Below are 20,849 nucleotides of genomic sequence, written 5' to 3'. Positions count from 1 at the left end.
CTCACGCCTCCTTCATGTCGACGGACGCGGACGGACGGCGGGTGCGACGGAGCGGCGGTTTGGCGCCCAGACGCTGCGGGTCGAGGCCGGACCAGCGGTGACCCTCCGCGAAGAACTTCTTGCGGGCGAGGATCGTCATCAGCGGCTTGGTGAAGAAGAACACGACGACGACGTCGAGCAGGGTGGTCAGACCGAGCGTGAACGCGAAGCCCTGGACCTTGCCGACGGTGACGATGAAGAGCACCGCGGCGGCGAGGAAGGACACGAAGTCGGAGACGAGGATGGTGCGCCGGGCACGCGGCCAGGCACGCTCGACGGCGGGCCGCAGCGAACGGCCCTCGCGGATCTCGTCCCGGATGCGTTCGAAGAACACGATGAACGAGTCCGCGGTGATACCGATCGCCACGATCGCACCGCAGACGGCCGGCAGGTTCAGCGCGAAGCCGATGGTCGGACCGAGCAGCGCCATGATCACGTAGGTGAGGACACCGGAGATCAGGAGGGAGGCGATGGCGACGATCGACAGACCCCGGTAGTAGACCACCAGGTAGATGATGACCAGGGCCAGGCCGATGGCGCCCGCGATCAGACCGGCGTGCAGCTGCTCGCCGCCGAGCGCGGCCGTGACCGTGGTGACGCTCGACTCCTGGAACGTGAGCGGGAGCGCGCCGTACGACAGCATGTTCGCCAGGTCCTGGGCCTCGGTCTGGTCGAAGCTGCCGGAGATCTGCGCGGAGCCGCCCGTGATCGACGTGCTCACGTACGGGTTGGAGACGACCTCGCCGTCCAGGACGATGCCGAACTCGTTCTGCGGGGCCTGGTTCTGGGAGAGGCGGCCGGTGACGTCCGCGAACTGCTTGCTCCCCTTGGACGTGAAGTCCATGGTGACCTGCCAGCCCGAGGCGCCCTGCGTGTCGAAGACGGCCTGGGCCTTCTTGACCTCGGTGCCGGACACCTCGGCCGGGCCGAGGATGAACTTCTGCCACTGGCCCTGCGAGTCCTTGCCGCAGGCCACCGTGGGGTCGGTGGGCTTGACGCCGTCACCGGTGACGGCGCGGACCTTCGCCTTGGTGCAGTCGAGCGCCGCGTACTTCGCCTGGAGCGCGGCGGTCGCCGCGTCGGCGGTGGCGCTCGCCGACGGCGACGCGCTGGCGGCCGGGGTCGACGAGGTGCTCGGCGTCGGGGTCGAGTCGGCCTTCAGGGCGTCGGTGACCGGGCGGCCCTGGGAGGTCGCGCTGGCCGAGGCACTGGGCGAGGCGGACGACGAAGAGGTCGCCTTGTCGCCCGTCTGAGAGGCCGACGGCGAGGGGCTGCCGGACGTGCTCGTGCTCGGCGTGGGGGTCGCCGTCGCGGCGCCGCCCTGGACCTCCAGGGCCAGAACCGGACGGAAGTAGAGCTTGGCGGTGGTGCCGACCTGCTCCCGGGCCTGCTCGGAGTTCGTGCCCTTGGGGATGTTGACAATGATGTTGTCGGATCCCTGGGTCTGAACCTCGGCCTCGGAGACGCCAAGACCGTTGACACGGCGGTTCATGATGTCGACCGCGGTGTCCATGTTGGTCTTGTTGATCGCGTTCGGCTGGCCCGGCTCGTTCTTCGCCGTGAGCGTGATGCTCGTACCACCGGCCAGGTCGATGCCGAGACGCGGAGTCGTGTGCCCGGAGGCGAACATCCCCCCGGTGAGCGCCACGATGGCGATCAGGATGAGGGCCAGCGAGCGTCCTGGCTTGCTCTGGGAGCTTGCGCTCCGGCCCTTCTTAGGTGCTGCCACCTTCTCGTACTCCCTCTCGGGCCACCTCGCGCCGGGTCAGCGCGGCCGGTGGCCATGACATGGTGTCGGGACTCCCTGCGAGAACCCGCCGTGCCGGGGGTACGAGACGCGAACGGATCGCGCCGCGCTCCTCCCCCGGAACGCGGCGGCTACTTCGCGTCGGTCTCGCCGTCGGTCTTCTTCGGCTCTTCTTCCGCCTTCGCCGCGGCGGCCTCGGTGTCGTCGGCCGGCTCGTCGGCCGCATCCTTCTTGCCGAGGTCGATGGGCTTGTCGTCGGAAGCGGCGGAAGCGTCGTCGGAGGGCTCGTCGGTCTCGGTGAGGGAGGAGGCGTCGTCCGGGACGACGGATTCGTCGGTCTTCAGGTCGTGCTCGATGCCGTGGACGATGCGGTTGTACTCGTCGTCGCCGAGGACGGCGCCGATGGCGTTCTTCGCGAAGAGAAGCTCCACACCCGGGCCCGCGTCGAGGAGAACCGTCTCCTCGTTGACTTCCTTGACCGTCGCGTACATGCCCCCGATCGTGCGGACACCGGTACCGGGCTGCATGTCGTTGCGCATCTGCGCGGCGGCCTGCTGCTTGCGCTTGGCCGAGCGGGTCATCAGGAACATGGCCCCGATGAGCACGATGAACGGGAGGAGGGTCACGATATTCACGGGACGGAATTTCCTTCGCACTACCGCGTCGGTGAGCGGCCTGGTGGATGGGGGTGTGGTCGGCGCCACCTACAAAGCTACAAAGGCGGCATCGGCGGAGTCTAAGCGAGTCCGCACGCCAGGAACAACGCTCAGCATCGCACCACGGTTCCTGAGCCCGCGAGCAGCCGCGCCCTCACGCCCCGAACAGGTCCTGTTGTCCGGTTCCCCCCGTTGTGGAACGGGGCGGCGTGAGGCCGAGATGCGCCCACGCGGCCGGGGTCGCGACGCGTCCGCGCGGGGTACGGGCCAGCAGTCCCTCCCGTACGAGGAAGGGCTCGGCGACCTCCTCGACGGTCTCGCGCTCCTCCCCCACCGCGACGGCCAGCGTGGAGAGCCCGACCGGGCCGCCGCCGAACAGCTTCAGCAGCGCTTCGAGGACACCGCGGTCCAGGCGGTCGAGACCCCGGGCGTCGACCTCGTAGACCTTCAGGGCCGCCTGTGCGATGTCGCGTGTGATGACACCGTCGGCCTTCACCTGCGCGTAGTCCCGGACGCGGCGCAGCAGACGGTTGGCGATACGGGGCGTGCCGCGCGAGCGCCCGGCGATCTCGGCGGCGCCCTCGGTGTCGATCTCGACGTCGAGGAGGTTCGCGGAGCGGTGGATGACGCGCTCCAGCTCGGCCGGTTCGTAGAACTCCATGTGCGCGGTGAAGCCGAAGCGGTCGCGGAGCGGGGGCGGCAGCAGTCCCGCGCGCGTGGTGGCGCCGACCAGGGTGAACGGGGGCAGTTCGAGGGGGATCGCGGTGGCGCCGGGGCCCTTGCCGACGATCACGTCGACGCGGAAGTCCTCCATCGCCATGTAGAGCATCTCCTCGGCGGGCCGGGACATGCGGTGGATCTCGTCGAGGAAGAGGACCTCGCCCTCCTGGAGGGAGGAGAGGATCGCCGCGAGGTCGCCGGCGTGCTGGATGGCGGGGCCGCTGGTGATGCGGATGGGGGCGCCCATCTCGGCCGCGATGATCATCGAGAGGGTGGTCTTGCCGAGGCCGGGGGCGCCGGAGAGCAGCACATGGTCGGCGGTGGCACCACGCGCGCGTGCGGCGCGCAGGACGAGGTCGAGCTGCTCGCGGACCTTCTCCTGGCCGATGAACTCGTCCAGGTCCTTGGGGCGCAGGGCGGCCTCGACGGCCTGGTCCTCACCGTCGGCGGACGCAGCGACGAGCCGCTCGGGGGCGGTGGTCTCGTCGGTGGTGTCGTCCCAGTTCATGCTTGAGCCTCGCGGTCGCGGTCGGTCTTGTGGGTCGTACGGCGGCAGGGGCGCCTTCGGTCAGCGGGCTCTGTTGAGGGTTTGCAGAGCCGCCTTCAGCAACTGGCCGACCTGGGGCGTGCCCTCGGCAGCCTCGGCCTGAGGTGTCACGGCGGCCACGGCTTCGTCGGCCTCGCGGGTGGCGTATCCCAGGCCGATCAGAGCGGCGTGCAGCTGGTCGCGCCAGCCCTGGGTGACCGGGGCGCCGATCGCGGCGGTGCCGACGGGCGCGCCCAGGCGGTCCTTGAACTCCAGCAACAGCTTCTGGGCACCCCTCTTGCCGATGCCCGGAACCGCGACGAGTGCCTTCTCGTCACCCGTGGCCACCGCCCGGCGCAGGGCATCCGGGGTGTGGACGGCCAGCATCGCCTGGGCCAGGCGGGGCCCTACGCCGCTGGCGGTCTGGAGCAGTTCGAAGATCTGGCGTTCGTCGTCGTCCACGAAGCCGTACAGGGTGAGGGAGTCCTCCCTCACGACGAGCGAGGTGGCCAGCTTGGCCGACTGTCCGAGCCGGAGCGTGGACAGGGTGTTCGGCGTGCACTGGACGGCCATGCCCACACCTCCCACCTCGACCACCGCGGCGTCCGGAGCGAGTGCGGCGACGGTGCCGCTGACGAAGGCGATCATGCGAGGCGGCCTTTCGGTGCGTGTGCTGCTGCCTTGGCCGTGTGCAGGGCCACGGCCTGTTGGAGCCGGTTCTGGGCGGGTGCGCGCCAGATGTGGCAGATGGCGAGCGCGAGGGCGTCGGCGGCGTCGGCGGGCTTGGGCGGCGCGTCGAGCCGGAGCAGCCGGGTCACCATGGCGCCGACCTGGGCCTTGTCGGCCCGTCCACTGCCGGTGACGGCGGCCTTGACCTCGCTGGGGGTGTGCAGGGCGACGGGGATGCCGCGCCGGGCGGCGCACAGCATCGCCACGGCGCTGGCCTGGGCCGTGCCCATCACCGTACGGACGTTGTGCTGGCTGAACACCCGCTCCACGGCGACGAATTCGGGCCGGTGTTCGTCCAGCCACTGCTCGATGCCCTGCTCGATCGCGACGAGCCGGAGCCCCAACTCGGCGTCCGCGGGCGTCCGTACGACACCGACGCCGACCATGGTCAGCGGTCGGCCCGCGACTCCCTCGACGACGCCGACGCCGCATCGGGTCAGTCCCGGGTCAACTCCGAGTACGCGCACCCGTCCCACCCCTCTGTCCGGTCGCGGTCCGTCGACAGTGATCTTTGACTGCCGCCAGGCTATCCGCTGCCACTGACAACAGCGGCGGGCCGGTGGGACGTGTCCCATCGGCCCGCCGAAAACCGCTCAGCCCGCGGCAGCGCTACGCGTCGACCTTCTCCATGACCTCGTCGCTGACGTCGAAGTTGGCGAAGACGTTCTGCACGTCGTCGCTGTCCTCCAGCGCGTCGATCAGCTTGAAGATCTTCCTGGCGCCCTCCTCGTCCAGCTCGACCTGCATGGTCGGGACGAAGTTGGCGTCGGCGGAGTCGTAGTCGATACCGCCCTCCTGGAGCGCGGTGCGCACCGCGACCAGGTCGGTCGCCTCGGAGATGACCTCGAAGGACTCACCGAGGTCGTTGACCTCCTCGGCACCGGCGTCCAGCACGGCACCCAGGACATCGTCCTCGGTCAGCTCACCCTTGGGCACGACGATGACGCCCTTGCGGTTGAACAGGTACGAGACGGAGCCGGGGTCTGCCATGTTGCCGCCGTTGCGGGTCATGGCGACGCGGACGTCCGAGGCGGCGCGGTTGCGGTTGTCGGTGAGGCACTCGATGAGCACCGCGACACCGTTGGGGCCGTAACCCTCGTACATGATCGTCTCGTAGTCGGCGCCACCGGCTTCGAGGCCGGCGCCGCGCTTGACCGCGGAGTCGATGTTCTTGTTCGGGACCGAGCTCTTCTTGGCCTTCTGGATGGCGTCGAACAGCGTGGGGTTGCCGGCCGGGTCGGCGCCGCCCGTGCGGGCGGCGACCTCGATGTTCTTGATCATCTTCGCGAAGAGCTTGCCGCGCTTGGCGTCGATCACGGCCTTCTTGTGCTTCGTCGTAGCCCATTTAGAGTGGCCGGACATCTGCCTGTCTCCTTCGCGTAACCCATCTCTGTACGAACCCCAGAGATCCTACAAGGACTCCGCTGTACGGTCCGCGCCCACCGCACGTGCCATGTCGGCCCGCACGATGTCGACGAACAGGGAGTGCACGCGGTGGTCGCCGGTCAGTTCCGGGTGGAACGACGTGGCGAGCGCGTTGCCCTGACGTACGGCGACGATGTGACCGGCGTGCTCGGCGAGCACCTCGGCCTCGGCGCCCACGGACTCGACCCAGGGGGCACGGATGAAGACGCCCTCTACAGGATCGCCCTCGACGCCCTTCACGTCGACCGCCGCTTCGAAGGACTCGTTCTGGCGTCCGAAGGCGTTGCGGCGCACGATCATGTCGATACCGCCGACGGTCTCCTGGCCCGAGCGCGGGTCGAGGATCTTGTCGGCGAGCATGATCATGCCGGCGCAGGTGCCGTATACGGGCATTCCGGCGCGCACGCACGCGCGTAGGGGCTCCATCACGCCGAACAGGACGGCCAGCTTGGAGATGGTGGTGGACTCGCCGCCGGGGATGATCAGGCCGTCCACCTCGGCGAGTTCCTCGGGGCGCCGCACCGGCCTGGCCAGGGCGTCCGCCTCGGCCAGGGCGATGAGGTGCTCCTGTACGTCGCCCTGGAGGGCCAGGACGCCGATGACAGGGGTGTCGTGCAGGGATGACCTGGGTGACATGGGTGCTACCAGCCCCGGTTCGCGTAGCGCTCGGCCTCGGGGAGGGTGTCGCAGTTGATGCCGACCATGGCCTCGCCGAGGTTGCGGGAGGCGTCCGCGATGATCTTCGGGTCGTCGTAGAAGGTGGTCGCCTTCACGATGGCGGCGGCGCGCTTGGCCGGGTCGCCGGACTTGAAGATGCCGGAGCCGACGAAGACGCCCTCGGCACCGAGCTGGCGCATGAGCGCGGCGTCGGCGGGGGTGGCCACGCCACCGGCGGAGAACAGCACGACCGGGAGCTTGCCCAGCTCGGCGACCTCCTTGACGATCTCGTACGGGGCGCGCAGTTCCTTGGCGGCGGCGTACAGCTCGTTGTTGTCGTAGCCGCGCAGGCGGGCGATCTCGTTCTTGATCTGACGCAGGTGGCGGACGGCCTCGACGACGTTGCCGGTGCCGGCCTCGCCCTTCGAGCGGATCATGGCCGCGCCCTCGGCTATGCGGCGCAGGGCCTCTCCGAGGTTGGTGGCGCCACAGACGAAGGGGGTGGTGAAGGCCCACTTGTCGGAGTGGTTGACCTCGTCGGCGGGGGTCAGCACCTCGGACTCGTCGATGTAGTCGACGCCGAGGGACTGGAGGACCTGGGCCTCGACGAAGTGGCCGATGCGGGACTTCGCCATGACCGGGATGGACACGGCCTCGATGATGCCCTCGATCATGTCCGGGTCGGACATCCGGGCCACGCCGCCGTCCTTGCGGATGTCCGCGGGGACGCGCTCCAGGGCCATGACGGCGACGGCGCCGGCGTCCTCGGCGATCTTCGCCTGCTCGGCGTTGACCACGTCCATGATCACACCGCCCTTGAGCTGCTCGGCCATGCCGCGCTTCACGCGGGCGGTGCCGGTTTCGGGCGTCTGGACGGGGTTGGAGAGCGTGCTGGACACGGTTCGACCTCACTCGGTGGAAGAAGAGGGTTGCGGCAACACTGAGGAAACGGGAGGGGAGCAGTCCACTGCAAGGGCCAATGGGGACCCGGTGGATCGTTTTCGCCCCCGCCGCCCCTACCCGTCCCATCCTCGGGGGCTCCGCCCCCGAACCCCCGCTCCTCAAACGCCGGAGGGGCTGAGATACCCAGCCCGTCCGGCGTTTGAGGACGAGGCCGTTCAGGCCGACAGCGGGGGTCTGGGGGCGGCAGCCCCCAGGGATGGGACGGGTAGGGGCGGCGGGGGCGAGAAAAATGCCCCTTACGTCGCCGCCCGTTCCGCCAGCGCCGGTGGCGGCTCGTCGTCCATTTCGAAGGCCAGCGGGAACGGGGCGTGCCCCGCAAGCCGGAACCACCGCACCTTCCGATGCCGCCGCAACGCCCGAGCCGCCCGCACCGCGTCATTGTGGAACCGCCGAGCCATCGGCACCCTCCGCACCGCCTCGGTCAACTCCCCCGCCGCCGCCTCCCCGCCCGGAACCTCCCGTACCGCCTCGACCTGCAACGGCTCCGCGAAGACAGCCCGCAACGCCTGGCTCAACTCGCTCTCGGCGACCTCACGTTGCTCCTCCTCGGCCTGCCGCGCGGCATGCGCCGCCTCGTACAGCACGATCGACGCGGCGGGATCGAGCACACCCGACGTGGCCAGTTCCTGGGCGACGGAAGCCCGGCGCAGCAACTGCGCGTCGAGACCCGCGCGCGTGGCGTCGATACGGGCGTGCAGCCGGTCGAGCCGCCCGGCGGTCCAGCTCAGGTAGAGGCCGATCACGACGAGCCCGGCAAGGATCCAGATGAGGGTTGCGGTCACGGGCGGCAGGCTACAGGTGCGCACCGCCGGTCCCGCGGAGTCCCTCACCCGACCGTGCCCAGACCTCCGCTGTCGTCCTCAAACGCCGGACGGGCTGAGTGGGACCACCCACCACCCGCCCCTGCTCAGTCCCTCCCCAGCCCCAACCGCGCCAGCAACCCGGTCGCCGTCCGCTCGTCCGCCGCCACAGCCGTCGTCCCGTCCGTCACCGTCTCGTACACCGACAGGATGTCCGCCCCCACCGTCGCCCAGTCGAACCGCCGCACATGGGCGCTGCCCCGCTCCCGCAGCTCGGCCCGGCGGGCGGGGTCACCCAGCAGTCGTACGGCCGCCTCGGCCAGCGCGTCCGCGTCCTCGTTCGTGAAGAGTTCGCCCGCCGCGCCCTGGTCCAGGACCTGAGTGAACGCGTCGAGGTCCGAGGCCAGCACCGGGGCCCCCGCCGACAGCGCCTCGACCAGGATGATCCCGAAGCTCTCGCCGCCGGTGTTGGGGGCGATGTACACGTCCACGCTGCGCAGCAGCCGTGCCTTGTCCTCGTCGCTGACCATGCCCAGGAACTCGACGCGCGGGCGCAGCTCCTGCGGCAGGCCCTCCAGCGCCTCCTCCTCGTCGCCGCGGCCCGCGACCAGCAGTCGCGTCGAGGGGCGGGCGGCGAGGATCTTCGGGAGGGCCTTCATCAGGACCGGCAGGCCCTTGCGGGGTTCGTTGATGCGGCCGATGAAGCCGATCGTGTCGCCCTGCCACTCGGGCTTCGGCTTGGCCCCGGCGAAGGAGTCGACGTCGACGCCGTTCGGGATGACGACCGCGTCGCCGCCCAGGTGTTCGACCAGCGTGCGCCGGGCGTACTCGCTCACCGCGATCCGGGCGCTGATCTTCTCCAGGGCCGCCTGGAGGATCGAGTACGCGGCGATCATCGCGCGGGAGCGGGGGTTGGAGGTGTGGAAGGTGGCCACGATGGGCCCCTGCGCCGCCCAGCAGGCCAGCAGGCCCAGTGAGGGCGAGGCCGGTTCGTGGATGTGGATCACGTCGAACTCGCCGTCGTGCAGCCAGCGGCGTACCCGGGCGGCGCTGAGGAATCCGAAGTTCAGGCGGGCCACCGAGCCGTTGTACGGCACCGGGACCGCGCGGCCGGCCGAGACGACGTACGGCGGGAGCGGGGTGTCGTCGTCGGCGGGGGCGAGGACGGAGACCTCGTGGCCCAGGCGGATGAAGTACTCGGCCAGATCACGGATGTGGAACTGGACGCCGCCCGGTACGTCCCAGGAGTACGGGCAGACGATGCCGATCTTCACGGGGTCCCCTTCTCGGGATCCTTGTCGGGGGCCTTCGTGGGAGCCTTCGCTGGGTCGAGATCCGCGAGCCACAGCCGCTGAAGCATGTGCCAGTCCTCCGGGTGGTCGGCGATTCCCGTGGCGAAGGCATCGGCCAGCGCCTGTGTCATGACAGACGTCTTCTCGGCCTTCGTACCTGTCTCGGGTACCTCGATCGGGGGATGAACACGTCCACGCATGACCGGCGAGTCGTCGTACCAGAGGGTCACAGGGAGGAGGAGCGCTCCCGTCTGCTGGGCCAGCAGGGCCGGGCCCGCCGGCATCCGGGCCGTGTCGCCGAAGAACTTCACCTCGACGCCCGAGGCGGACAGGTCCCGGTCGGCGACCAGGCAGACCAGGCCGCCGTCGCGCAGCCGTCGCGCCAGGGTGCCGAAGGCGGTGCCGCCGTTGTGCGGCAGGACCTCCATGCCGAGGCTCTCGCGATAGGCGACGAAACGGTCGTACAGCGACTCCGGGTCCAGGCGCTCGGCGACCGTCGTGAAGGGCGTCTCCAGCTTGGTGGTGACCCAGGCGCCGGCCAGATCCCAGTTGCCCAGGTGCGGAAGCGCCAGGATCACGCCCCGGTCCGAGGCGATCCCGTCGGTCAGGTGGTGGATGCCCTCTGCCTCGAAGCCCGTCTTCACCCGCTCCGGGCTCCATGCCGGGAGGCGGAAGGACTCCATCCAGTAGCGCAGGTACGAACGCATGCCCGCGCGGGACAGCTCCGCGAGGCGCTCCGGTGTCGCGTCGGGCACCACGCGCGCGTAGTTCGACTCGAGCCGTCGTACGCGCTCCCCGCGCCTCTTCCAGGCGAGGTCGGCGATGGTCCGGCCGAGCTTGACGGCGACGGGCTCCGGGAGCTTCTTGACGGCGCTCCAGCCCAGCGCGTACGCCCCGTCCGTCAGCCGCCCCCGCAGGTCGCTCACGACGAGGCCTCACTGCTCTGCGCGGCGTTCCTGCTCGCGTCCGCCGCGTCCGCCTCCGCGGACTCCCGGCGGACCGTGACGACACGCTGGATCAGCGTGACCAGGCTGCCCACGGCGACGATCCACAGGGCGATCGGCAGCAGGTACTGGATGCCGGGCACCCCGAAGTCGTGCAGGCCCGCGAGACCGGCCGCGACCAGCGAGATCACCAGCCGCTCGGCACGCTCGACGAGCCCGTTGACGGCGACCGGCAGGCCGATCGACTCGCCGCGCGCCTTGGTGTACGAGACCACCTGGCCGCTCGTCAGACAGAAGATCGAGACCGCGCACAGGACGTTGTCGTCACCGCCGCCCGCGTACCAGAGGGCGAACCCGCCGAAGATCGCGCCGTCGGCCACCCGGTCGAGGGTGGAGTCCAGGAAGGCCCCCCAGCGGCTGGAACGACCCAGCTGGCGGGCCATGTTGCCGTCGACGAGATCCGAGAACACGAACAGCGTGATGACCACCGTGCCCCAGAACAGCTCTCCCCTGGGGTAGAAGACCAGCGCGCCCGCGATCACTCCGGCGGTCCCGAGGAGCGTCACCGTGTCGGGGCTGACACCCCGGCGGATGAGAAACGCGGCGAACGGCGTGAGGACACGCGTGAAGAATGCACGCGCGTACTTGTTCAGCATGGCCTTCCCGAGGGTCGGTTTCGCCGCGCGGCCCCTACTGGCCACCGGCTGGCCCATCGTAGCCACGCGCGCGCTTGTGCGACGGTCGGGCACCCGCGCACCCGTGTCACGTCCTGACGGCATCCGGGTCACGGCAGGATGTCGGCGCCCCGGATCACCCCGTGTACCCGGTCCCGGCCGCGCGATCGCGTCCGCCGTATGGACGCACCGTGACGCGAGTGCAAAGCTCGAAAGCACCGCGGGCGTCATCGGAGCCGCCACCGCCGGGGGTACCCCCGGACGAAGTCTGGGGGAGGATCCGCCGCGCGCCCACAGTGACCTCACCGTGCACGGGAGGCAGGACCATGGGCGACAAGGCGAACGCACACCCCGGAGCCGCCGGCAGGGCTACAGCGGCCGACCACCCCGCGTCCGTACGGAATGTGGTGCTGGTCGGCCACTCCGGATCGGGCAAGACGACACTGGTGGAGGCTCTCGCGCTGACTGCGGGGGCCGTCAACCGGGCGGGCCGGGTGGAGGACGGCGGCACCGTCTCCGACTACGACGAGATCGAGCACCGGCAGCAGCGCTCGGTGCAGCTCTCCCTGGTGCCCGTCGAATGGGGCGGGTACAAGATCAATATTCTGGACACTCCCGGATACGCCGACTTCGTCGGGGAACTCAGGGCCGGTCTGCGAGCGGCGGACGCGGCCCTTTTCGTCGTCTCGGCCTCGGACGGGGTCGACGGCTCGACCCGGATGGTGTGGGAGGAGTGCGCGGCCGTCGGCATGCCCCGGGCCATCGTCGTCACGCACCTGGAGTCCGCGCGCGCGGACTTCACCGACATGACGCGGATCTGCGCGGAGGTCTTCGGCGCGGACGACCCCGACGCCGTACTGCCGCTCTACCTGCCGCTGCACGGCGCGCCGGGGCCTGACGGGCACGCGCCCGTGACCGGGCTGACCGGGCTGCTGACGCAGAAGCTGTTCGACTACTCCTCCGGGGAGCGCAAGGAGTCCGAACCCAGCCCCGACCAGCTCCCGGCGATCGAGGAGGCCCGCAACAGGCTCATCGAGGGGATCATCGCGGAGAGCGAGGACGAGACCCTCATGGACCGCTATCTGGGCGGCGAGGAGATCGACCTCAAGACCCTGGTCGAGGACCTGGAACGGGCCGTCGCGCGCGGGACCTTCTTCCCCGTGCTGGCCGCCGCCCCCGCCGCCGACGGCGCCAAGCAGGGCCTCGGCACCGTCGAACTGCTGGAACTGGTCACCGGGGGCTTCCCGACCCCGCTGGAGCGAGAGGCACCCGGGGTCACCACGGTCGACGGGCGCCCGCGCGAACTGAAGCTCTGCGATCCCGACGGCCCGCTGGTCGCGGAGGTCGTGAAGACGGCCAGCGACCCCTACGTGGGCCGGGTCTCCCTCGTCCGCGTCTTCTCCGGCACCCTGCGGCCCGACGCGACAGTGCATGTCTCCGGGCACGGCCTCGCCGACCGGGGCCACGAGGACCATGACGTCGACGAGCGCATCGGCGCCCTGTCCGCGCCCTTCGGCAAACAGCAGCGCGTCCTCAGCCACTGCATCGCGGGCGACCTGGCCTGTGTGGCCAAGCTGAACCGGGCGGAGACCGGCGACACCCTCTCCGCGAAGGACGACCCCCTCCTGATGGAACCGTGGGAGATGCCCGACCCCCTGCTGCCGCTCGCCATCCAGGCACACAGCAAGGCCGACGAGGACAAGCTCTCCCAGGGCCTCGGCCGACTCGTGGCCGAGGACCCCACCATGCGGCTCGAACAGAACCAGGACACCCACCAGGTCGTCCTGTGGTGCCTCGGCGAGGCCCACGCGGACGTCGCCCTGGAACGGCTGCGCAACCGCTACGGCGTCCAGGTCGACGTCGTACCGCACAAGGTCTCCCTACGGGAGACGTTCGCCGGCCGTTCCGCGGGGCGCGGACGCCATGTGAAGCAGTCCGGCGGGCACGGGCAGTTCGCGATCTGCGCCATCGAGGTGGAGCCGCTGCCCGGCGGCTCGGGCATCGAGTTCGTCGACAAGGTCGTCGGCGGCGCCGTCCCCCGGCAGTTCATCCCGTCCGTCGAGAAGGGCGTACGCGCCCAGGCCGCCAAGGGAGTCGCCGCCGGCCATCCGCTCATCGACATACGGATCACCCTGCTCGACGGCAAGGCGCACTCGGTCGACTCCTCCGACGCCGCGTTCCAGACCGCCGGCGCGCTCGCACTGCGCGAGGCCGCCGCCGACGCGACGATCCATCTCCTCGAACCCGTGGCCGAGGTGACGGTACTCGTCGGCGACGACTACGTCGGGTCCGTGATGAGCGACCTGTCCGGCCGGCGCGGCCGGGTCGTCGGCACCGAGCAGACCGCCGGCGGGCGGACCCTCGTACGCGCCGAGGTGCCCGAGATCGAGATCGGCCGGTACGCCGTCGATCTGCGCTCCCTCTCCCACGGCACCGCCCGCTTCGACCGCAGGTACGCACGGCACGAACCGATGCCGCCGCAGATCGCCGAACGGGTCCGCGAACAGACCCGGGACACCGCGTAGTTGGTGCCCGACGCCCGACAAGTGGCCCGTACGGAACGCTTTCCTCCACATCGGCGGACGGCTTCTGCCGTCCGCCGCCCCAATTGTCGGTGGCTGCGGATACGCTGATCACCTGATCAAGTTGTGGCTCCAACAACGTGATGACCTGTTCAACAGGTGTGCGGAGCAAGGAAGTCGGGAAAGGCCGCAGAAGCGGGTACGGCGGCGAGGGGGCGGCACAGTGGCGGACGACGGTTTCGATTTCAGCCCAGGGGCACAGGTGCCCCTGTCGGGCTCCGCAGGCCAGACGGCGGCGACCTTCGCGCTGGCCTCGGCGGCCTACCGGGAGGACGACGAGGTCGCGAAGATCCTCGAAGCCGACAACGAGTGGCACCAGTCCACGGTCAAGCCGCCCCGGGGCGCCTGGGCCAAGATCTTCCGGCCCAAGCTAGGCGAGGCGTTCTCCCGCGCGGTGATCGACCGCATGCTGGGCGCCGGCCGCAAGCCGCTCATCCAGTCCTTCGGCACCGAACCGCAGGTCATCGTCGAGCACGCCCTCGCGGCCCACCGTATCCGGCGCGACCGCGACAACTGGCTCTCCGCGGTGATGGTGCTGTGCGGCGTGCTCTTCCTGCCCGGACTCCTGCTGTGGCTGGCCGTCTTCGCGGGCCGGGCGAACATCGCCAAGCGCGAGGACAAGCGGGCCTCCGCCCTCGCCACCACCCTCCTCGTCGCCGTCGGCGCCTTCGCCGTGATCTTCCTGATCAAGATGCCCTTCACCGGCTTCTGGGCCTGGTACGCACGCGCGTGCGTCGTCCTCCCGGTCGTCGGCTGGCTCTGGGCCAAGCAGATCTGCGAGCGCACCGCGAAGGACCTGCGCGAACGCTGGGGCGCCCTGCTCTCCGGCGGCGGTGTCGGCGCCAAGATCCCCGAGGCCGTCCCCGGCAGCCCCGGCGAGACCGCCGCAGAACACCTCCGCAAGGAACTGGCCAGGCTCAGCGCCGAACAGCAGTCCAACTCCGTCTTCTACGCCGGGCACAAGGGCATACTCGGCATGGGCACCCGATGGGGCACCTGGCAGCTCGCCGAGAACCTGGTCCCCCGCGACGCGGCCAAGGAAATCCACCCCTTCCGCAGCTGGGACGTCATACGCGCGATCCACGACCAGCTGCGCATGCTGGAACGCGGCCCGCTCAACACCGGCGGCTTCCCGAAACCGACCCTGAAGCACTGGATCGTCTCGCCCGTCGGCGCGGGCGCGAAAGAGGTCTCCCGCCCCAGCGGCACGGACGTCGACGCCTACATGATCAAGAACCACGCGATACAGGACATCTGCAACAAGCAGCAGTTCGGCGACGGCCAGCGACACTACCTCGGCGTCCAATGGACCCTGTGGAGCGGCCAGTTGGTCATCACGATGCTCATCACGGTGACCGTGCTGCACGAGACACTGCGCATCGAGCTGACCGGACACGCACTCGGTCCCGTCCACTCCCTCTTCCTCAGCAAGCCCGGCGCCAAGGAGAAGGAAGTACAGAAGTCCGTACGGTTCTGGGAGACCCGGAAGGTGAAACTGCCGCTGGTCGACGCCGACGAGGTCGTACGGCTCGCCGCGCGCGCACCGCTCACCTGGTACCCGCCGCTGCTGAACTGGCTGGGCGGCTCACTGGCCCTGCCGGAACCCTTCGGCCTGCGGCACTCCTGGGCGGAGCAGCCCTGGCCGCACCGCTTCATGGCCGACGACGTCCTGCGCACGGCGACGCCGGTACTGCGGGTCGTCCACGCGGCGGCGATCAAGGTCCTTGAGGAGAACGGCGTGGACACCGAGAAGTTCGGCAACCGCTCGTCGCTCCTCAGCGGGCTGGTGCAGGACCCGACACCCCGAAAGGCCGACCTCTACGACGCGTGATGTCCGGGGGCTCAGCCCCCGGACCCCCGTCGGTTCTCAGACACCGGAGGAACCGGCGGGCCATGCCTCCGCCAGCATCTTCCGTGTGTCCCCCAGCAACTGCGGCAACACCTTCGTGTGGCCCACCACCGGCATGAAGTTCGTGTCGCCGCCCCAGCGCGGAACGATGTGCTGGTGCAGATGGGCCGCGATGCCCGCACCCGCCACCGTGCCCTGGTTCATCCCGATGTTGAACCCGTGCGCACCGGACGCCGTACGCAGGGCCGTCATCGCCTGCTTGGTCAGCTCGGCCAGCTCGGCGGTCTCGGAGTCCGTCAGATCCGTGTAGTCGGCGACATGCCGGTACGGCACCACCATCAGATGGCCGCCCGTGTACGGATACAGATTCAGCACCGCGTAGACCTGCTCGCCACGCTGAAGGATGAGGCCGTCCTCGTCGGACTTGGCCGGGATCGAGCAGAAAGGACAACCGTCGTCGGCACCGGGGCCGGTCGGCTTGTTCTCGCCCTGGATATATGCCATCCGGTGAGGCGTCCACAGGCGCTGAAACGCGTCCTGCGTCCCGACTCCGATCTGCTGCTCCGGCTCACTCGTCATGCCATGCAGCATATTGCTTCGCCCGTTCGCAGCGTGTCGCCGGGGTTGCGGCGAGTGCGTCCCGGGTCAAGCTGGGCCGATGGACGACGACAGTCTCGAGACCAGGTGGGAGCAGCGCACGGAGGTTCCTCTCTTCGTGGCGTCGTTGGTCTACCTCGCCGCATACGCGGTCCGCGTCCTCGCGCACGGACTGCCGGGCGGGCTGCGGGACCTCTGCCTCGCCGCGCTGTTCGGCGCCTGGGCGCTGTTCGCCGTCGACTACGCCGTGCGCTGGCGGCTGAGCGGACAGCGGCTGCGGTTCGTACGGACGCACTGGCTGGACACCCTGGTGCTGGTGCTGCCGCTGCTGAGGCCGCTGCGCATCGTCCGGGTGTACGAGGCCGTGCAGCGGCGGCACGGCCAGCCACGACTCGCGCTGCACGCACGCGTGATCGTGTACGCCGGGCTGTCCACCGTACTGCTCGGCTTCGCGGGCTCCCTGGCCGTCTACCAGCAGGAGCACACGGCCCCGGACGCGACGATGCGTACCTACGGGGACGCCGTGTGGTGGGCCTGCGAGACCTTCTCGACCGTCGGCTACGGCGACATCGTCCCCGTGACGCCGCTGGGACGGCTGATCGCGGTCGGGATGATGGCGATCGGGCTGGCGTTGCTCGGCGCGGTGACGGGAACGTTCGCCTCCTGGCTGCTCCAGGTGTTCGGGCGGGAGGACGACGAGAGGCCCCCGGGGAGCTGAGCTCTCCGGGGGCCTCCATGGAGACAGGGTCAGACCTGTACCCGGTCCACCACGACCTGCTCGATCTTCGCGATGGCCTCGTCGAAGGCGATGCCGTTCTCCTGCGAGCCGTCCCGGTAGCGGAAGGACACCGTGCCCGCGTTCATGTCCTCGTCGCCGACGATGACCATGAACGGCACCTTCTGCTTCTGGGCGTTCCTGATCTTCTTCTGCATGCGGTCGGACGACGAGTCGACCTCGACGCGCAGGCCCTTCTTCTTGGCCTCGGCGGCGAACTTCTGCAAGAACTCGACATGCCCGTCGCCGATCGGGATACCGACCGCCTGCACTGGCGCCAGCCACGCCGGGAACGCGCCCGCGTAGTGCTCGAGGAGCACGGCGAAGAACCGCTCGATGGAGCCGAACAGGGCCCGGTGGATCATGACCGGCCGCTGCTTGGAACCGTCCGGCCCCGTGTACTCCAGGTCGAACCGCTCAGGCAGGTTGAAGTCGAGCTGGACCGTCGACATCTGCCACGTACGGCCGATCGCGTCCTTGGTCTGGACGGAGATCTTCGGGCCGTAGAACGCGGCGCCGCCCGGGTCCGGAACCAGCGGAAGCCCCTGCTTCTCGGCCACCTGCCGCAGGGTCTCCGTGGCCTCTTCCCAGACCTCGTCCGAGCCGACGAACTTCTCCGGGTCCTTGGTGGACAGCTCCAGGTAGAAGTCGGTCAGGCCGTAGTCCCGCAGCAGGCCGAGGACGAAGGTCAGCGTCTTGTCGAGCTCCTCCGCCATCTGCTCCTTGGTGCAGTAGATGTGCGCGTCGTCCTGCGTAAAGCCACGCGCACGGGTCAGACCGTGCACGACGCCCGACTTCTCGTACCGATACACCGTGCCGAACTCGAAGAGGCGCAACGGCAGTTCACGGTACGAACGGCCACGCGCGTCGAAGATCAGGTTGTGCATCGGGCAGTTCATGGGCTTGAGGTAGTAGTCCACGCCCTCGTCGAGCTGCATGGGCGGGTACATGCCGTCGGCGTACCAGTCCAGGTGGCCCGAGGTCTCGAAGAGCTTCCCCTTCGTCGCGTGCGGGGTGTAGACGAACTCGTACCCCTCCTCCTCGTGCCGGCGGCGCGAGTAGTCCTCCATCACGCGGCGGATGATGCCGCCCTTGGGGTGGAAGACCGCGAGGCCGGAGCCGATCTGGTCCGGGATCGAGAACAGGTCCAGCTCACTGCCGAGCTTGCGGTGGTCGCGCTTCTCGGCCTCGATGAGGAAGTCGAGGTGCGCCTTCAGCTCCTCCTTGGAGGGCCAGGCGGTGCCGTAGATGCGCTGGAGCATCGGGTTCTTCTCGCTGCCCCGCCAGTACGCGGCGGCGTTCCGCATCAGCTTGAACGCCGGGATGTTCCGGGTGGTGGGCAGGTGAGGACCGCGGCAGAGGTCCTTCCAGCACAGGTCACCGGTCTTGGCGTCGAGGTTGTCGTAGATGGTCAGCTCGCCGGAGCCGACCTCGACGTTGGCGCCGTCGTCGGTCGACGCGGAGCCCTTGATGCCGATCAGCTCCAGCTTGTACGGCTCCGACGCCAGCTCCTCGCGGGCCGCCTCGTCGGTCACCACACGGCGGGAGAACCGCTGGCCGCGCTTCTGGATCTCCTGCATCTTCTTCTCGACGGCCTTGAGATCCTCGGGCGTGAACGGCTTCTCGACGTCGAAGTCGTAGTAGAAGCCGTCCTTGACCGGCGGGCCGATGCCGAGCTTGGCCTCGGGGAACAGCTCCTGCACGGCCTGGGCCATGACGTGGGCGGTGGAGTGGCGCAGGATGTTGAGGCCGTCCTCGGAGGAGATCTCGACGGGCTCGACCTCCTCGCCGTCCGCCACCGCGTACGCGAGGTCCTTGAGTTCCCCGCCCACGCGCGCGGCGACGATCGTACGTTCGCCGGCGAAGAGGTCGGCGGCCGTAGTCCCCGTCGTCACCACGCGCTCTTCCCGCTCGGAATCGCGATGGATGATCACACGGACGTCTGACACCGGTCTCTCCTGACTGAAGGTGGGTGCGGCGCCATACCGAGAGCGCGCGCAAGTGAGGATCGTACCGACCCGGACACGCCCACCGCGAAACAGATAACCGACAGCCCCCACCCACGGCGCCCTCAGTCGTCCCCGCTGCACGCCTCCTCGAAGAAGTCGAGGTTCTCCTGCAACGACTTCATCAGCCGGTCCCGCTCCGCGTCGTCGACCTGGACGGGTACGACCTCGGAGGCCTGGGTCAGCCTGCGGAAGCCGCCCCGGCTCTCCAGCCGGCCGTGCACGCGCACCGGCAGCCCGACGAGGTGTGCCTGTCCGGCGATCCGGTACGCCTCCTCGTCCAGCGTCATCCGGACGTGCGGGATCTCGGCGCCGGCCAGCACCCGCAGGCGTACGGCGCCCTCGCCGCGCGGCCCCGACCTGCGCATCCGTACCACCGTGCCGGTGATCCGGACCGGCACCGAAGGCTCCTCGCGCAGGTAGCGGGTGCCGGCCGCGCGCAGGACGGGCAGGTCGCCGGGCGAGAACTCGACGGGTTCGGTGGTGGCCGAGCAGCCCTCGGGGACCTCGGCGCCGGGTGCCCACTCGACGGCGACCCGGGCACCCTCCGTACCGCGTACGAGGGCGACGAGGGACTCCGTCAACTCGTGGCTGACGCCCGCTTCGACGGCGCCGTCGAAGGCGTCCATGCCGCCGGTGGCCCGGTGGTAGTCGATGGCCTCGCGGGCCGCGTACAGGGCCTGGTGGAGGCGTACGGCGAGGGGGCGGCCCGTGCCGACGGGGACGAAGGCGGTGAGGCTGCGCCCCGCGGGGGCGGCGCCGACGAGGACGTGTTCGAGGAGCGCGGCGGCGGTCCTGCGGTGGCGGGCGCCGTAGTAGCCGGCACGCGCGCGTGTGGCGAGGGCGCCGGCGAGCATCATGCGGCGGGCGGCCGAACGCAGTTGCTCCTCGACGGGCCAGGAGGCGACGCCTGCGGGGCCGGTCGGGATGTCCCGCCACCAGCGGATCTCGTCGCTTGGCACGGCGAGGCCGACGAGCACTTCGCGGGCGGCGGGTGATCCGCTGCGGGCGAGGGCGACGAGGGCCTCGCCGAGGAGGTCGTCACTGTCGGGGTAGGCCCGGCTCTCGGGCACGAGGAGGCTCGTGCCGCTGCCGCCGGGCCCGGGTGGGGTCCAGCGTCCGTACCGTCCGGCGGCTCCCCCGCGTCGTTGCCAGCCGTGCCGGCGCAGGAGGGCGCCGAGGACGGCGGGGTCGACCTGTTCGGGCGGGGGCGGGTCGTCGTGCCAGGGGGTGTCGACGGGGTGCGGCCGGACGGGCCGCAGGGGCTCCTCGGTGGGGCGGTGCGTCACGGTCTGCCTCCCGTCCCGACCCGCGTCATGATCTCGCAGAGCGCGCGGTCGTCGAAGATGCGTGAGGTCGGTATCCGCACGGTGGTCCGGTGCCGGCCGGTTATTCGCTGCCCTGCGAGGTTGATCCAGTAGCAGCAGTGCCGCAGGTCGAGGCGGTCGTGGCTGGCTCTCAGCCAGTCGTCCTGCGCGCGCGGTACGAGCATCACGACCAGGATCTTGTGCACGGAGACCGGGGTGCGGGCGAGTTTCGCCAGGTGGGCGTTGTCGAGCGTGAACGAGAAGTAGGGGCCCGGCGGGTTCGGGGCGACCTGGTACGTGGCCTTCAGCTGGACCTTGATGGTGACCTCGTCGTCGACCGTGTGCCCGGGTGAGCCGTGACTGACGTGCCAGTCGATGCCGTTGTCGGGGAACGGCTGGGACAGTGAGCAGCCGGCCGCGGCCGCGACGGCGTGCAGATAGCCCACCTGCAGCGTCTCCATGCAGGCGGTGGTGGCGAGGGTGCCTCGATGGGGTGCCGTGCGCTCGGGCAGCAGCCCGCCCCGTTCGGGCTGCGCTATCGCCATGACCAAGTGCCTTCCA

Annotated in this window: 19 protein-coding genes; 3 read left to right on the top strand and 16 right to left on the bottom strand. The window is 70.0% G+C overall.

Annotation, left to right across the window (positions count from 1 at the left end; translation table 11 throughout):
* Position 1: 1 nt before the first annotated feature.
* From secD to pgsA, 12 genes are all read right to left on the bottom strand, one after another.
* Complete coding sequence (gene secD / locus OG787_RS40870) at positions 2-1,768, bottom strand: protein translocase subunit SecD (RefSeq protein ID WP_369037671.1); 1,767 nt, start codon at positions 1,766-1,768, stop codon at positions 2-4.
* A 149-nt stretch (positions 1,769-1,917) separates the two neighbouring features.
* Complete coding sequence (yajC, locus tag OG787_RS40865) at positions 1,918-2,421, bottom strand: preprotein translocase subunit YajC (RefSeq protein ID WP_369037670.1); 504 nt, start codon at positions 2,419-2,421, stop codon at positions 1,918-1,920.
* Between the two features lie 175 nt (positions 2,422-2,596).
* Positions 2,597-3,670 (bottom strand): Holliday junction branch migration DNA helicase RuvB, encoded by a 1,074-nt coding sequence (gene ruvB, locus OG787_RS40860; protein ID WP_369037669.1) that lies wholly within the window; start codon positions 3,668-3,670, stop codon positions 2,597-2,599.
* A gap of 60 nt (positions 3,671-3,730) precedes the next feature.
* Complete coding sequence (ruvA, locus tag OG787_RS40855; RefSeq protein WP_369037668.1) at positions 3,731-4,336, bottom strand: Holliday junction branch migration protein RuvA; 606 nt, start codon at positions 4,334-4,336, stop codon at positions 3,731-3,733.
* Entirely contained in the window at positions 4,333-4,884 is a 552-nt protein-coding gene (ruvC, locus tag OG787_RS40850; RefSeq protein WP_369037667.1) for a crossover junction endodeoxyribonuclease RuvC, read from the bottom strand. The genes ruvA and ruvC overlap by 4 nt, the downstream gene beginning before the upstream one ends.
* Positions 4,885-5,026: 142 nt before the next feature.
* Positions 5,027-5,779: a YebC/PmpR family DNA-binding transcriptional regulator gene (locus OG787_RS40845; protein ID WP_369037666.1), complete on the bottom strand. Its 753-nt coding sequence runs from the start codon at positions 5,777-5,779 to the stop codon at positions 5,027-5,029.
* 48 nt (positions 5,780-5,827) lie between these two features.
* Positions 5,828-6,478 carry a pyridoxal 5'-phosphate synthase glutaminase subunit PdxT gene (gene pdxT, locus OG787_RS40840; RefSeq protein WP_405538641.1) on the bottom strand — a complete coding sequence of 217 codons (651 nt, stop codon included), beginning with the start codon at positions 6,476-6,478 and terminating at the stop codon, positions 5,828-5,830.
* A 5-nt stretch (positions 6,479-6,483) separates the two neighbouring features.
* Positions 6,484-7,332 carry a pyridoxal 5'-phosphate synthase lyase subunit PdxS gene (pdxS, locus tag OG787_RS40835; protein ID WP_241827248.1) on the bottom strand — a complete coding sequence of 283 codons (849 nt, stop codon included), beginning with the start codon at positions 7,330-7,332 and terminating at the stop codon, positions 6,484-6,486.
* Positions 7,333-7,698: 366 nt separating this feature from the next.
* Entirely contained in the window at positions 7,699-8,244 is a 546-nt protein-coding gene (locus tag OG787_RS40830) for a hypothetical protein (protein ID WP_369037453.1), read from the bottom strand.
* Positions 8,245-8,369: 125 nt separating this feature from the next.
* Entirely contained in the window at positions 8,370-9,536 is a 1,167-nt protein-coding gene (locus OG787_RS40825; RefSeq protein ID WP_369037454.1) for a glycosyltransferase family 4 protein, read from the bottom strand.
* Positions 9,533-10,480: a phosphatidylinositol mannoside acyltransferase gene (locus tag OG787_RS40820; protein WP_405538638.1), complete on the bottom strand. Its 948-nt coding sequence runs from the start codon at positions 10,478-10,480 to the stop codon at positions 9,533-9,535. The genes OG787_RS40825 and OG787_RS40820 overlap by 4 nt, the downstream gene beginning before the upstream one ends.
* Complete coding sequence (gene pgsA / locus OG787_RS40815; RefSeq protein WP_369037470.1) at positions 10,477-11,211, bottom strand: phosphatidylinositol phosphate synthase; 735 nt, start codon at positions 11,209-11,211, stop codon at positions 10,477-10,479. The genes OG787_RS40820 and pgsA overlap by 4 nt, the downstream gene beginning before the upstream one ends.
* A 287-nt stretch (positions 11,212-11,498) precedes the next feature.
* On the opposite strand from pgsA, the gene OG787_RS40810 reads away from it, so the two are divergent.
* Positions 11,499-13,697, top strand: a complete 2,199-nt coding sequence (locus OG787_RS40810; protein WP_405538636.1) for an elongation factor G-like protein EF-G2 — start codon at positions 11,499-11,501, stop codon at positions 13,695-13,697.
* Between the two features lie 220 nt (positions 13,698-13,917).
* Positions 13,918-15,585: a hypothetical protein gene (locus tag OG787_RS40805; RefSeq protein WP_369037457.1), complete on the top strand. Its 1,668-nt coding sequence runs from the start codon at positions 13,918-13,920 to the stop codon at positions 15,583-15,585.
* A gap of 36 nt (positions 15,586-15,621) precedes the next feature.
* On the opposite strand, the gene OG787_RS40800 is transcribed toward OG787_RS40805, so the two are convergent.
* Complete coding sequence (locus OG787_RS40800; protein ID WP_369037458.1) at positions 15,622-16,194, bottom strand: HIT domain-containing protein; 573 nt, start codon at positions 16,192-16,194, stop codon at positions 15,622-15,624.
* 67 nt (positions 16,195-16,261) lie between these two features.
* Between OG787_RS40800 and OG787_RS40795 the strand changes: the two genes are divergently transcribed.
* Positions 16,262-16,918 carry a potassium channel family protein gene (locus tag OG787_RS40795; protein WP_369037459.1) on the top strand — a complete coding sequence of 219 codons (657 nt, stop codon included), beginning with the start codon at positions 16,262-16,264 and terminating at the stop codon, positions 16,916-16,918.
* 29 nt (positions 16,919-16,947) lie between these two features.
* Here the strand turns inward: OG787_RS40795 and thrS are convergent, their stop codons facing one another.
* The 3 genes from thrS to OG787_RS40780 form a co-directional block, all read right to left on the bottom strand.
* Entirely contained in the window at positions 16,948-18,924 is a 1,977-nt protein-coding gene (thrS, locus tag OG787_RS40790; protein ID WP_405538633.1) for a threonine--tRNA ligase, read from the bottom strand.
* Between the two features lie 122 nt (positions 18,925-19,046).
* Complete coding sequence (locus OG787_RS40785; protein WP_405538631.1) at positions 19,047-20,270, bottom strand: hypothetical protein; 1,224 nt, start codon at positions 20,268-20,270, stop codon at positions 19,047-19,049.
* Positions 20,267-20,833 (bottom strand): DUF4365 domain-containing protein, encoded by a 567-nt coding sequence (locus OG787_RS40780; protein WP_369037462.1) that lies wholly within the window; start codon positions 20,831-20,833, stop codon positions 20,267-20,269. The genes OG787_RS40785 and OG787_RS40780 overlap by 4 nt, the downstream gene beginning before the upstream one ends.
* Positions 20,834-20,849 lie beyond the last annotated feature (16 nt).

It is taken from the genome of Streptomyces sp. NBC_00075, assembly GCF_045041225.1.
GTDB lineage: Bacteria > Actinomycetota > Actinomycetes > Streptomycetales > Streptomycetaceae > Streptomyces > Streptomyces adonidis.
This window is presented reverse-complemented; position numbering and strand designations above follow the sequence as displayed.